Consider the following 13,820-nt stretch of genomic DNA (forward strand, 5'->3'; position numbering starts at 1 on the left):
CGGCAGCTCCGGCGCCTGAACGTTCTGAAAACACCAGGCCTTCTGAACAAATCAAACCTACCCAACCTCAGCGAGTGGAGGCGAGCATGACCGAGTCCAACAATCTCCCACAAAACAACGCCCCTGTTATCATCAAACAATCTGGCGGCAAAGCCTTGGCTGCAGGTGCAACCGTCTTGGCACTGCTTAGCTTGGGCGCGAGCGGATTCCTGTTTGTACAGGGTCAAAATGTTTTAAAAAACCAAGAGCTCGAATTCAACCAAAAAATCGACAAAGCCGCATTGGGCGAATCTGAAAACGCCAGCCTTTTAAAAGACAACCTCAACCGCCAAACCGCTATTCAGGCCGAGTTAGACCGCCTGAACAACGGTCAAAAAAACAATAGCGATCAAATCCTGCAAACGCAGAAAGCTTATCAAGAGTTACTCAAAGGTCGTATCAACTGGTTGGTCGACGAAGCCGAATCCATGTTGAACACTGCTTCGCAACAATTGATGCTGTCAGGCAACCTTCAAGGCGCGGTCAGCGTATTGGAACACATCGACAGCCGCTTAAGCCGTTTTGAACAGCCTGAGCTTATCCCCATCAAGCAAGCCATCAGCAATGATTTGGCCGCGCTGAAAAACCGTCCTTATGTCGATATTTCCGCCACTGCCTTGCGTATCGACCGTTTGGAAACCGGTATTTCAGGCCTGCCTTTGGTTTTGGACGGCGTATTGAAACCAGGTGCCGCGCCTGTCGAAGCCGCCAATTCAGGAACTTGGTGGGAAAACACATGGGAAAAATCCCTCAATGCCCTCAAAGGCTTGGTTGAAGTCCGTCATCTGGACAGCAACGACGCCATGTTGATTTCACCCGATCAAACCTACTTCATCCGTGAAAACCTGCGCCTGCGCCTTTTGGATGCGCGCATTGCCCTGTTGCAACACAACGGCGAAGTGTATCAAAGCGATTTGAACAACGTTGAAGCAACTGTAAAACAATACTTCGACAGCAAATCCCCTGCTACCCAGTCATGGTTGAAAGAGTTGGCCGAACTCAAAGCCCTTGATGTCCGCATGATCTCAGACGACAGCTTGAAAGCCAGCTTGAGCGCCGTTCGCGCTTATCAAGAAGGTTCGCGTACACAAATGACGACCGAAGAAGCTGCACAAACCCAAGCTACCGAGAAAACCGCTTCCGCTCCGGCTGCAGCTACCGAACAAGCCACAACTGCTGCACCCACTGCCGCTTCTGCACCTCAATCTCTGGAAGCACCTGCTTTGCCGTCTGAAAACAAAAAAGAACCGGCCGCCGAAGCTGCCAAACCACAAAACCAAACCAAGCCTGCTGCCAAAATTAAAGGAGAGCAAGCATGAAAACCGTCGTTTGGATTGTCATTCTGTTTGCAGCCGCCGTTGGTTTAGCGTTGGCTTCCGGCATTTATACAGGTAACGTGTATGTCGTGGTTGAGCAAACCATGCTACGTATCAATCTGCATGCCTTTGTTTTAGGCCTGCTATTGAGCGTATTCGTTTTGTATTTCCTGGTTAAATTCGTGTTCGGCCTCTTGAACCTTCCGGCGCGTATGCAACGCTTCGGCATTGCCCGCAAAGGCCGTCAGGCTTCTGCCTCTTTGAACAGCGCAGGTCTGGCATATTTTGAAGGTCGTTTTGAAAAAGCCGAACAAGAAGCTGCCAAAGTCTTGCAAAACAAAGAAGCCGGCGACAACCGCACCCTGGCTTTGATGTTGGGCGCGCACGCAGCCGACCAAATGGAAAACTTCGAATTGCGCGACCGCTACCTACACGAAATCGAACACCTGCCACAAAAACAACAGCTTTCCCGTCATCTTTTGCTGGCCGAATCTGCACTGAGCCGCCGCGATTATCCGACTGCCGCACAAAACCTTGAAGCCGCAGCAAAAATCAACGGCAACTTGAGCCGCTTGGTGCGTCTGCAATTACGTTATGCCTTTGATCACGGCGATGCTTCAGATGTCTTGGCAAAAGCGGAAAAACTGGTCAAAGCCGGCGCCATCAACGATTACGAAGCCGAACAGTATCAAAACTGGGCATATCGCCGCCTCTTGAGCGAAGTAACCGATGCAGGCCGTCTGAAAGCCTGTTTGAAACAGATTCCCGAAAGTGTGAAGTCTGGCGAATTGTGCGTCGCGATTGCCGAAAAATACGAGCGTTTGGGTTTGTATGCCGATGCAGTCAAATGGGTTAAAACCCATTATCTGCAAACCCGCCAGCCCGAGCTTTTGGAGGCATTTGTCGAATCCGTGCGTTTCCTAAGCGAGCGCGAGCAACAAAAAGCCATCGACTTAGCAGACTCTTGGTTACAGGAACAACCCGACAATGCACTGCTGTTGATGTATCTTGGCCAACTGGCCTACGGCCGAAAACTTTGGGGCAAAGCCCAGGGCTACCTCGAAGCCAGTATCGCCCTGCAACCCAGCGTATCCGCACATTTGGTCTTGGCTCGCGTGTTTGATGAAACCGATCAACCGCAAAAAGCGCAAGAACAACGCAATCTAGTTTTGGAAAGCGTGGCCGAAGAAGAACATCCGGCAGCCCTTCCTCAACCAAATTGATGTGCTGATTTCGCATTAAGCGACAATATGAAATCTACAACAAAACCAACCATTTAATCATTTCAGACAGCCTCTATACATATCTAAGGCCGTCTGAACTTTGTCCAACATACCAAATCAGAAAGCCTATTTATCATGACTGCTCTGAAAAACGACACTTTCCTCCGCGCCCTGCTCAAACAACCTGTCGAATACACTCCCATCTGGATGATGCGCCAAGCTGGACGCTATCTGCCTGAATACAAAGCCACACGCGCACGCGCAGGCAGCTTTCTCGATTTGTGCAAAAACACCGAGCTGGCAACCGAAGTTACCATCCAGCCTTTAGAACGTTTTGATCTGGACGCAGCAATTCTGTTTTCCGATATTCTGACCGTTCCCGATGCCATGGGTTTGGGCCTGTATTTTGCCGAAGGCGAAGGCCCGAAATTTGAACGCGCCTTGCAACACGAAGCCGACATTGCAAAACTGCAAGTTCCCGACATGGAAAAACTGCAATACGTCTTTGATGCCGTAACTTCCATCCGTAAAGCACTGGACGGCCGAGTTCCGCTCATCGGCTTCTCCGGCAGCCCGTTCACACTCGCCTGCTACATGGTTGAAGGCGGCAGCAGCAAAGAATTCCGCACCATTAAAACCATGATGTATTCGCGTCCTGATTTGCTGCATAAAATCCTCGACACCAATGCCCAAGCCGTTACCGCTTATCTCAACGCCCAAATCGATGCCGGCGCACAAGCCGTACAAATTTTCGACACTTGGGGCGGCGTGTTGAGCGATGCAGCGTTTAAAGAGTTTAGCCTGAAATACATCCGACAAATCGTTGCCGGACTCAAACGCGAAAGCGAAGGTCGCCGCGTGCCTGTTATCGTATTTGCCAAAGGCGGCGGCTTATGGCTGGAAAGCATGGCAGAAATCGGTGCAGATGCATTGGGCTTGGACTGGACATACAACATCGGCGAAGCCCGCCGTCGCGTCGGCGAACAAGTTGCCCTGCAAGGCAACTTCGACCCGTTTGCCCTCTTCGGTACGCCCGAATCTATCCGCACCGAAGTCGCACGCATCCTTGCCGACTACGGCAACGGCAGCGGCCATGTATTCAACCTCGGCCACGGCATCAACCAACACGCCGACCCCGAACACGCCAAAATTCTGGTCGATACCGTACACGAACTGTCCCGTCAGTATCACCGTTAATGAAAGCAACGCAAAGGCCGTCTGAAAGCAAAAACACAATTATCGTGTAAATTTGTTTTCAGACGGTTTTTCTATATACTTAATATCTGAAGCTTATCAGCTGACACCCCAAAACTTAAAAACTCATCCACTCCCCACCGAATATGAATTTCTTAAAAGACATCACCTGGACCGAGATTTTTATCTTCGCCCATACCTGCGCCGCACTCGCCTGCATGCTGCGCGTGTTGTACAAACAAAAAAACATCGGCTCAACCTTTGCCTGGCTGATTATCCTTTTCCTTTTTCCCGTATTCGGAACCATCGCCTACATCCTCATCGGCGAGCCGCGTCTCGGTACGGCCCGCGCCAAACGTACCGGCGAAATGAACCGTTTCTACCGCAACTTTGCCGCCGCCCACCTTACCGATATGTATCTCGATATTGCCGACCAAGTGAAATCACGTTACCACGGCATCAGTAAAGTTGCCGAAAAAGGAACGGGGCTGGGTGCAACCCGAGGCAACGCCATGAGCCTGCTCTCAACCACCGACACCATCATTGACAGCATGCTTGCCGACATATGCGCCGCAACCCACTCCTGCCTGTTGGCCTTTTACATTATCGAACCCAAAGGCCGCATCGAAGAAATTCTAAATGAAATCCTTGCCGCCAAAACCAGAGGCGTAGACTGCGCCATACTGGCCGATGCCGTCGGCAGCAGGAGCTTTTTTGAAAGCGATTGGGTAGAGATACTGCGCCAAGCAGGCGTTGAAGTACATACCTCATTGCCTGTCGGCATCTGGCGTACATTATTCACGCGCACCGATCTGCGCAACCACCGCAAAATCCTCGTTATCGACAGCAAAATCGGTTACACAGGCAGCTTCAACCTTGTCGACCCCCGCTATTTCAAACAAAACTCCGGCGTCGGAGAATGGGTAGATGTCATGATGCGCTGTACAGGGCCTATGGTTTTGGAACTGTCTGCCGTCTTCTTCGCCGACCTTGCCGTCGAAACCGATGAAAACCTCCAAAACGTACAAACATACCTCAATCAAGCCCAAAGCCTGCTACCTAAAATCCTTCCCGAAAAAATGCAGCAAGGCGATATTGTTGCCCAAATCATTCCATCCGCTCCCGAGCAAGGCAGCTTCGTTATCTACGAAACCATCATCAGCGCCATCTATGCCGCCACCAAACAAATCACGATTACCACTCCCTACTTTGTCCCCGACGAGCCGCTTCTCATGGCATTAACCGTTGCCGCCAAACGCGGCGTCAAAGTGACCCTGATACTGCCAGCCAAAGTCGATTCACTGATGGTACGCTACGCCTCACGCGCCTACTACCCTATGTTGCTGGAAGCCGGGGTCAAAATTGCCATGTTTGAAGGTGGGCTCTTACATGCCAAAACCATGACCATTGACGAAGACTACTCCCTCTTCGGCACGGTCAACATGGACATGCGCAGCTTCTTCCTCAACCTCGAAATCAGCCTCGCCATCTACGATCGCGATACCACCAAACAAATCTGCCACCTACAGCGCAGCTACCTTAAAAGCAGCAGCTACATTGCCATCAAATCATGGCAACAACGCTCCAAACTCCGCGGCCTTGTGGAAAATGCCGTCCGTCTAATGAGCCCTTTGTTGTAAAACATAAATATTTAGGCCGTCTGAAAAATATTTTTCAGACGGCCTTTTAAATAAAACACTGATAGATAAAATTCTTTATTGACGGATATTCAAGCTATCCTTTCTCTCCCTCTCGGAAAAAGTAAGACTCAACCCATTTCCCAACCAAAGAATCTTTACCAAATTTAACTAAAATATAAACTAATTGATTTTTATAAAAATCCTATTAATTTGAGACTGGAATAAAACAGAATATATTTATTAATATCCATTAAGAATTTGATAATCATTATTATAACAATTAGAATAAGCAGTCAATTTTTTACTTAGGAAAAATCATGAATAAGGTCTACTCTCCTGTATTCCGCCTTAGTATCATTACACTCGCATTATCAACAAGCTTCGCTCATGCCGAAAATTTGCAACCCGCAGAAACTGCCGAGCTGAATGAAATTAAGGTCACCGGTACTGCCGTACCGACTCGTGTAACCCGCAACCAGCTCGACCGCGAAACTTCGACCGATTTGAAACAAGTCATGAAAGATCAAATCGGTATGGATGTCGGCGGCGGCAACGGCGTAGCGCAGTTTTACAGCATCCGCGGCGTTGGTGAAGACAAAATTAACCTAGAAGTCGACAACACCAGCCAATCCACAAAAATCTTCCACCACCAAAGCCGCTTCCAGCTTGATCCTGCTTTGGTGAAAAGCATCAACGTCGAAAAAGGCACAGGCGCGGCAAGCGCGGGTTTGGGTGCGGTCGGCGGTACCATCCGCGTAACAACGGTTGACGCAAAAGACCTCCTGACCGACGGCAAACCTTTCGGTTTCAAACTGGGCGCAGGCTTGAGCAGCAATAAAGGCTCAACCGGCAGCGCAGCGGTTTACGGCTATCAAAACGGCTTCGATGCCCTGTTTGCAGGCAACTTCCTCAACAACCGCGACTACAAAGACGGCAACGGCAATGTCAACCTCGGCAGTCGTCTGAAACAGCACAGCTACCTCGCCAAACTCGGCTACGATTTCAACGACGACCACGGCATCCGCCTGACCTACCGTCAGGAATACCAAAAAGGCAACCGCACCGACAAAGCCGAGTTCCAAAACGTTGACAGCTACATCGGCGTGGACGGCACTTATCAAAAAGAACAAACCTACAATCTGGAATACCGCGGCCGCAACGTCGGCTTCATCGACAAAATCGATGCCAACGTCTTCCAAATCAATACCGACGACACCAAACCGCCCAAAGGCGCCCCTTCTCCAAAAGCCCAAGCTTCCGGCACTGCGCAAGGTGGCGTTCCTATCGGCAAACTTGAGTTAAGCAAAATCAAAGCGACCGGCGCGAATCTGAACCTCGCCAGCTCCTTCGGCGACGGACACATGGTGAAATACGGCGTCAACTACCGCCACGAAACCTCCGAGCCTTCCGACAAAGGCGCATGGCTGAAGATTCTCGGCCTATATGACCGCGACAAAGAGAAAAAAGCCGAATACGGCGTGTACGCGGAAGGCATTTGGAACCTGCACCCCGTTACCCTGACCACCGGCCTGCGTTACGACCATTTCAAATACAACGCCGCCAGCAAACAAAGCGCGTCGCACGGTCAGCTCAACCCCAGCATCAGCGCGATTTGGGACATCAACGACAACTTCTCCCTCTTGGCAAACCTCAATCAGGCAAGCCGCGCGCCCCGCCTGAACGAAGCCCTACTGGCTAACGAACGCGCAGGCGCTGCCGCCGATTTGGACAGCAACCTCAAAGCCGAAACCGCCCGCCGTGCCGAAATCGGCTTCAAATGGCGCAACGACAACTTCAACGTCAGCGGCAGCGTGTTCCACCAACGCATCAAAGACCTCATCGTCTATCGTTGGGCAAAAATCAACAACAACACCGCCTCCATCACCGAGCGCGGCAAGATTTACAACGGCGGCACGCTCAAAACCTACGGCTACGAACTTGACGCGTCCTACCGCTGGGGCGGCCTGACCGCGCGTGCCGGCGTGTCCTACGTCAAACCCCGTCTGAACGGCGAAATGTACTACGGCGAAAGCCCGATTCAAGCAGAAGACCACGAAAGCTCGTTCACCTTCTGGAACACCGGCCGCCAATGGCTGACCGGCCTGTCTTATCAGTTTGAAAACCCCAAACTCGAAATCGGCTGGCGCGGCCGCTACGCCCAAAGCGTGAAATACACCGATGTCGCCCGCGGACAAGGCACGATACACGGCAAGAAATCAGGCTACGGCGTACACGACATCTACGCCAACTGGCAGCCGCTGAAAAAAGACAACCTGAACGTCAACTTCGCCGTCAACAACATCGGCAACAAGCAATACCGTTCGCACAGCCAACGCTTCCCCGACGGCAACGGACGCACTCCCTTCTACGAACGCGGCCGCGAGTTCGCCTTGGGCGTGAACTATCGTTTCTGATGATACGAACGACGTTATAAAGAAACCAAAGGCCGTCTGAAATTCAGTTTTCAGACGGCCTTTTATAATTCGTAGACAATTTGATTTTAAAGTATCTCCTCTCCCTTTCTAGTTACACAACGGATTATCCAGTCTTCAAATCTTCTCCATTGGGCTTCTTTTCCAAATCGGTCATGATTTGATTCCTTCTGAAAACTGACTACCAATTCTTCCAATATAAATAAAATATTATATAGATCATCTCCAGTGCCGTCTGAAAATATAAGGCTGTATTTTTACATTTAACCATGACGTTGGAGTTTAAAAATACAATCCAAATATTCATTACACTTTTACTGTAAACCATTTGACAAAGTCATCTTTAAAGCTATAATATTTCTCATATATGATTTTTGTTATATATATTTATTGATAGACAATTCATTCTGAAACAAGGAGCAATAAAATGAAACGAAACTTGGGTACTTTGGATCGCGTAATCCGTATTGTTATCGGCGTAGCGCTGATTGCTGCAGCCGCTACCGGACAAATTGGCTGGTGGGGTTGGCTGGGCATCGTCCCTCTGGGCACAGCACTGATTGGCAACTGCGCACTGTACAGCTTATTGGGCATCAACACCTGCCGCATCAACAAAAAATAACGAAGACAAAACATGAGTACGGTCGGACAACTCCCGCGAATCACGCCTTCCGAAGCTACGGCAAAAATCCGTGAGGACGCGTTGGCAGTCGATATCCGAAGCCAAGCCGAATATCGGGGCGGGCATATTGGCGGTGCATTATCCCTTCCGCCTGAACAGCAGCGAGACAAACTGCCCGATGATACAGCCCCATGCCTGATTTTTTATTGCCTGAGCGGCAAACGTACAACACGGGCAGAAACAATATTGTCAGTGCTTGGCCAAGGTCGAGAATGCTATATTCTAGAAGGCGGCTTACAGGCATGGAAGGCTGCAGGGCTTCCTACTGTTGCCGACCGTGCCGCACCGGACATCATGCGGCAGGTGCAAACCATTGCGGGCAGTTTGATTCTGTTGGGCGTGCTGGCAGGTTGGCTGGTATCGCCTTGGTTTTATCTGATAGACGTAATGGTCGGTGCAGGCCTGTTAACGGCGGGGTTAACCGGATTCTGCGGCATGGCACGCCTGCTGGCCAAAATGCCATGGAATCATTAAGCAAAGGCCGTCTGAAAGTTGCTGCTAAGACTATTATGACTGATAATTCGACCTCCTCATTTGCCGACAAGCGTGAAAAATGACCACTGCCGACAATCAACCACCCTACGAAGAAGCCACCGCTTTTCTCAAACTACTGGCCAATCCCAACCGCCTCGCCGTATTGTGCAAACTACATGAAAGGCCGCACAATGTAACCGAGTTGGCTGAATCATCCGGACTGCCACAAGCGGCAATGTCCAGCCAATTAGCCCTACTGCGTGAAGCCGGTTTGGTATCGTTTGAAGTGAACCATCGGGAACGGCAATATTACATTGCCGACCCGAGGGTAACCAAGATGATACAGTTGCTGTATTCCTTTTTCTGCGCAGAAAAATCTTGAAATATTGCCGGAATAGGAAGGCCGTCTGAAAATTTTTCAGACGGCCTTTATTGTATTTATTTTCAGATGACCTTTTTATACTGCTTCTATATTTACACTTAAAGCTCGCGTGCGTACCGCACACACCCTGCCTACAGGTTTAATGCAGGCTATGGCTTGCTATCGTGTGCCACTTGAAATAAACAACGTAAATATGAGCGTGTGTTGTTTAATGTGGATTGTTAGGGACTAATCTGATTCCTGCTGCTTCCAATCTAATTTCAGGCCTTCCTGTCATAAAATCCCAATCTTTTGGCATGGTGGATTTGAGTTTTAAATTGAAGTCCATAAACTTTGCTTCTTCTTTCGTAATATGTGCCACCTTCCAATTTTTCTGTAATGCATGCGCCAATTCTTCTTGTGTATATTTTTGCTCCTTAATTAACTCTTCAAGCTTTTCAACTATATACGCACAAGGGACAACGTGCTCAATACGACCCTGAACCCCATCTAATAATTTTTCTGATTTCCCTAAAGAAATAAAATACTCTTGTGGGTGTAATAAAGAATCGAATATTCGGCTATGGTAACCTATTCGTACTCCTGTACTCTTTTCGTGTTCAACTAAATTTGTAATATGACGAACCAGCAATAAACAAGTTTGAAAAATTAGCTTATTTTTTTCATCTAGCATTTTATTGTCTCCAAATAATTGTTTGTCTGAATAAATTTAATCTAAATGTTAGATTGTAACCCGATATTATCGTTGAAATAACAATAAATTGCGATGACGGAGCGTTTAAGCAAGTCATAGCCTACATGAAGTCTATTTATAGTGAACGTTTGGGACGCACGCGGTTAAAAGATTTGACAAGATTAATTGCTTTTATATTCCATATCGTCTTTATAAAGGGTCGTCTGAAAGCTGAAAAATCATTTCAGACGACCTTTTTTCACTAGCCTCTACTTTGCTATCACCCTGTCTTTCAAAGTCTTCAATACGTTCTTCACCGTATTAATCCGCACTTCGATATTTTCCATCTCTGCGGTAAATCGCAGCTTATCGGCTCCGGCAAGGCGGTATTTTTTATCTTTTTGAATCAGCAGGATGATTTCGGTTGGATCGACATTGTTATTTTTACCAAAGGTTACCGTTACCGCTTCGCTGGTCGCATCAATGGCATCAATGCCTAATTCTTTTGCCGCAAGCCGTAAGTGGTGGCTTTCGATGAGGGTTTTGACGGGTTGTTCGGGCAGGCCGAAGCGGTCGACGAGTTCTTCGTGTATGGCGTTGATTTGCTGCACGGTTTCGCAGACGGCAAGGCGTTTGTAGAGGACGAGCCGTTCGTGGATGTCGGGGCAGTAGCTTTCGGGCAGCAGGGCGGGGCTGTGCAGTTTGATTTCGGTGGTGATGCCCAGCGGCGCGTCGAGGTCGGGCTGGCGGCCTTTTTTGAGGTCGCGCACGGCTTGTTTGAGCATTTCGGTATAGAGTGTGAAGCCGACCTGTATCATTTCGCCGGACTGCCCTTCGCCGAGGATTTCGCCGGCGCCGCGGATTTCCAAATCCTGCATGGCGAGGGTGAAACCTGCGCCGAGTTCGTCTGCCGCCGCGATGGCGTCGAGGCGTTTTTCTGCGTCTTTGGTGATGTATTCGGGCGTGAGCAGGTAGGCGTAGGCTTGGTGATGGCTGCGGCCGACGCGCCCGCGAAGCTGATGCAGTTGCGCCAGCCCGAATTTATCGGCGCGGTTGATGATGATGGTGTTGGCGTTGGGGATGTCGATACCGGTTTCGATGATGGTGGAACAGAGTAACACGTTGAATCTTTGCTGCAAAAAGTCGCGCATGACTTGCTCCAGCTCGCGCTCGCGCAGTTGTCCGTGCGCCACGCCGATGCGGGCTTCGGGTAGCAGGGTTTCCAGCCGCTCGCGCATGTTTTCGATGGTATCCACTTCGTTGTGCAGGAAAAACACTTGTCCTCCGCGTTTGAGTTCGCGCAACACGGCTTCGCGCACGCTGCCTTCGCTGAAGGGTTTGACAAAGGTTTTGACGGCGAGGCGGCGGCTGGGTGCGGTGGTAATCAGCGAGAAGTCGCGCAGACCTTCGAGCGCCATGCTGAGGGTGCGCGGAATTGGCGTGGCGGTCATGGTGAGGATATCGACATTGGCGCGCAGGCGTTTGAGCTGCTCTTTTTGGCGCACGCCGAAGCGGTGTTCTTCATCGATAATCACTAAACCTAAATTTTTGAATTTGATGTCGTCCTGCACCAATTTGTGCGTGCCGATAACGATATCGACCGTACCGTCCGCCATGCCTTCCAGCGCGGCTTTGGTGGCTTTGCTGTTGTTGAAACGCGAAAGGCTGGCGACTTTCACGGGGAAATCGGCGAAGCGGTCGGCGAAGTTTTGCGCGTGCTGCTCGACCAGAAGCGTGGTCGGGGCAAGTACGGCGACCTGTTTGCCGCCCATTACCGCCACAAACGCGGCGCGCAGGGCGACCTCGGTTTTGCCGAAGCCGACATCGCCGCACACGAGGCGATCCATAGGTTTCGCCTGCGTCAAATCTTTAATCACGGCGGCAATGGCGGCGGCCTGGTCTTCGGTTTCTTCATAGCCGAAACCGTCGGCAAACGCCTGATAGTCCATCTCGTTGATTTCAAACTTGTATCCCGATTGGGCAGCGCGTTGGGCGTAGAGATTGAGCAACTCGGCGGCGGTATCGCGCGCTTTTTCGGCAGCTTTGCGTTTTGCTTTGTTCCACGCGCCGCTGCCGAGCTTGTGCAAAGTAACGTTTTCATGCGCCTGACCGGAGTAGCGGCTGATTAAATGCAGCTGCGAAACAGGCACATAAAGCTGCGCTTCGCCCGCGTATTCGAGCAACATCATTTCGTTGGTTTCATCGCCCAAGTCCATTGTGACCAAGCCCATATAGCGCCCGATGCCGTGTTCTTCGTGTACAACAGGATCGCCGATATTGATTTCGGCAAGGTCGCGCAACAGGCCGTCTGAAACGGCGGCGTGTTTCTTACGATGATGTTTGCGTGAGCGGGCAACATATTGATAAAGATCGGATTCGGTAATGACCGCGATGTTTTGATCTTCTAATTTAAACCCGTAAGCCAACGGCGCCACTGTAATCATCAGCGGCTCATGTGCCGACAAAAAGCCCTGCCAGTCGGATACACTTTTGACTTTTAAGCCGTTTTGCTGCAAGAAACCGAGCATGGTTTCGCGCCGTCCCAGACTTTCGGCACACAGCAAAATCCGTCCTTCAAAGGCCGTCTGAAAATCCTTCAATGCCTGCAACGGCTCGTCGGATTGGCGGTTGACGGCAAGGTCGGGCAGGGTGTGTTCCTTGCCGGAAACATCGGGCAGCACTTGTCCGTAGTTTTTCAGATGGCCTGCAAAGACATCAGAAGAGAGATACAAATGCTGTGGAAGCAAAGGCGGATATGTTTCATCGCCCTGTGCCATGGCGTAACGCGATTTGACGTCGCTCCAAAAACGGTTTGCCTCGGCATGAACATCGCCCAAAGAGACAAACAGCGCATCTTCGCCGATATAGTCAAACAGCGTTTCCAGCTCGTTTTCAAAAAACAGCGGCAGATAATATTCCACGCCCGCGCCGAAGTGGCCGTTGCTGACGGCTTTGTACACAGCGGCATCGTTCGGATTGCCATCGACTTCCTCACGAAAGCGGCTGCGGAAAATCTTTTGCGCCTCGCTGTCGGTGGGAAACTCGTGCGCCGGTAGCAGGCGGATTTCGGAAACGGGGGAAATGGTGCGTTGCGTTTCAGTATCGAAGGTTTTAATGCTGTCGATTTCATCGTCAAACAAATCGATGCGGTACGGTATTTCGCTGCCCATCGGGAACAAATCGACTATACCGCCGCGCACGGCAAACTCGCCTGCCGCGACAACATGGGAAACATGGTTATAACCTGCATCCACCAAATCACTTTTCAGACGGCCTATATCCAAAGTCTGCCCTGTTTTCAGCCAAAACGTACGCCCTGCCAGAAACGGCACGGGTGGCAGCTTCTGCATCGCCGTGGCAACCGGTACGAACAACACATCCGCAGTGCCGCTTTTAATCTGCCACAATGCTGACAAGCGCTCCGACACCAAATCCTGATGCGGTGAAAAACGCTCGTAAGGCAGCGTTTCCCAGTCCGGCAGGAATACCGCCGTATCGTGCGGACGGAAAAACAGCCAGGCCGTCTGAAGGCGTAGCGCCTGTTCCGCATCTTGGGTCAAGACAACCTTGAGCTGCTTATGCGGCAGATAACGCGCCAAAGCCAAGGGCAGCGAGCCTTGAGACAGATTGAGCCAACGGGATTTTTCACGAGGTTTGGGAATCGGATAGGTCATGACAAAACAGTTTGTAAGTAAGTAAATACAAGCACCATAGGCCGTCTGAAAAATTTTCAGACGGCCTTTAGCGATCAAATAGATTTTCAAT

10 protein-coding genes are annotated in these 13,820 nt (G+C 50.4%); 8 read left to right on the forward strand and 2 right to left on the reverse strand.

Annotated features, from left to right (window positions below; genetic code table 11):
* Window positions 1-86: 86 nt before the first annotated feature.
* From HMPREF2952_RS11585 to HMPREF2952_RS10590, 8 genes are all read left to right on the forward strand, one after another.
* Window positions 87-1,358, forward strand: coding sequence for a uroporphyrinogen-III C-methyltransferase (locus HMPREF2952_RS11585; RefSeq protein WP_224783372.1), 1,272 nt, complete (start codon window positions 87-89; stop codon window positions 1,356-1,358).
* Window positions 1,355-2,578 carry a heme biosynthesis protein HemY gene (locus HMPREF2952_RS10560; RefSeq protein WP_070695663.1) on the forward strand — a complete coding sequence of 408 codons (1,224 nt, stop codon included), beginning with the start codon at window positions 1,355-1,357 and terminating at the stop codon, window positions 2,576-2,578. The genes HMPREF2952_RS11585 and HMPREF2952_RS10560 overlap by 4 nt, the downstream gene beginning before the upstream one ends.
* Before the next feature lie 135 nt (window positions 2,579-2,713).
* Window positions 2,714-3,775 (forward strand): uroporphyrinogen decarboxylase, encoded by a 1,062-nt coding sequence (gene hemE / locus HMPREF2952_RS10565; protein WP_070504695.1) that lies wholly within the window; start codon window positions 2,714-2,716, stop codon window positions 3,773-3,775.
* Between the two features lie 143 nt (window positions 3,776-3,918).
* Window positions 3,919-5,412: a cardiolipin synthase gene (gene cls / locus HMPREF2952_RS10570; RefSeq protein WP_070695664.1), complete on the forward strand. Its 1,494-nt coding sequence runs from the start codon at window positions 3,919-3,921 to the stop codon at window positions 5,410-5,412.
* Window positions 5,413-5,729: 317 nt separating this feature from the next.
* Window positions 5,730-7,826, forward strand: coding sequence for a TonB-dependent receptor plug domain-containing protein (locus tag HMPREF2952_RS10575; RefSeq protein ID WP_070695665.1), 2,097 nt, complete (start codon window positions 5,730-5,732; stop codon window positions 7,824-7,826).
* Between the two features lie 445 nt (window positions 7,827-8,271).
* Entirely contained in the window at window positions 8,272-8,466 is a 195-nt protein-coding gene (locus HMPREF2952_RS10580) for a YgaP family membrane protein (protein ID WP_003746314.1), read from the forward strand.
* A gap of 12 nt (window positions 8,467-8,478) precedes the next feature.
* On the forward strand, window positions 8,479-9,000 hold the full coding sequence (locus HMPREF2952_RS10585; protein ID WP_049336809.1) for a rhodanese-like domain-containing protein: 522 nt from the start codon (window positions 8,479-8,481) through the stop codon (window positions 8,998-9,000).
* Window positions 9,001-9,079: 79 nt separating this feature from the next.
* Complete coding sequence (locus HMPREF2952_RS10590; protein WP_049336810.1) at window positions 9,080-9,382, forward strand: ArsR/SmtB family transcription factor; 303 nt, start codon at window positions 9,080-9,082, stop codon at window positions 9,380-9,382.
* A 208-nt stretch (window positions 9,383-9,590) separates the two neighbouring features.
* On the opposite strand, the gene HMPREF2952_RS10595 is transcribed toward HMPREF2952_RS10590, so the two are convergent.
* Together HMPREF2952_RS10595 and mfd are read right to left on the reverse strand one after the other, a co-directional pair.
* Entirely contained in the window at window positions 9,591-10,055 is a 465-nt protein-coding gene (locus HMPREF2952_RS10595) for a hypothetical protein (RefSeq protein WP_049336811.1), read from the reverse strand.
* 269 nt (window positions 10,056-10,324) lie between these two features.
* A complete protein-coding gene (mfd, locus tag HMPREF2952_RS10600) occupies window positions 10,325-13,729 on the reverse strand; it encodes a transcription-repair coupling factor (protein ID WP_049336826.1) in 3,405 nt (1,134 codons plus the stop codon).
* Between the last annotated feature and the right edge of the window lie 91 nt (window positions 13,730-13,820).

Source organism: Neisseria sp. HMSC068C12 (genome assembly GCF_001814095.1).
Taxonomy (GTDB): domain Bacteria; phylum Pseudomonadota; class Gammaproteobacteria; order Burkholderiales; family Neisseriaceae; genus Neisseria; species Neisseria perflava.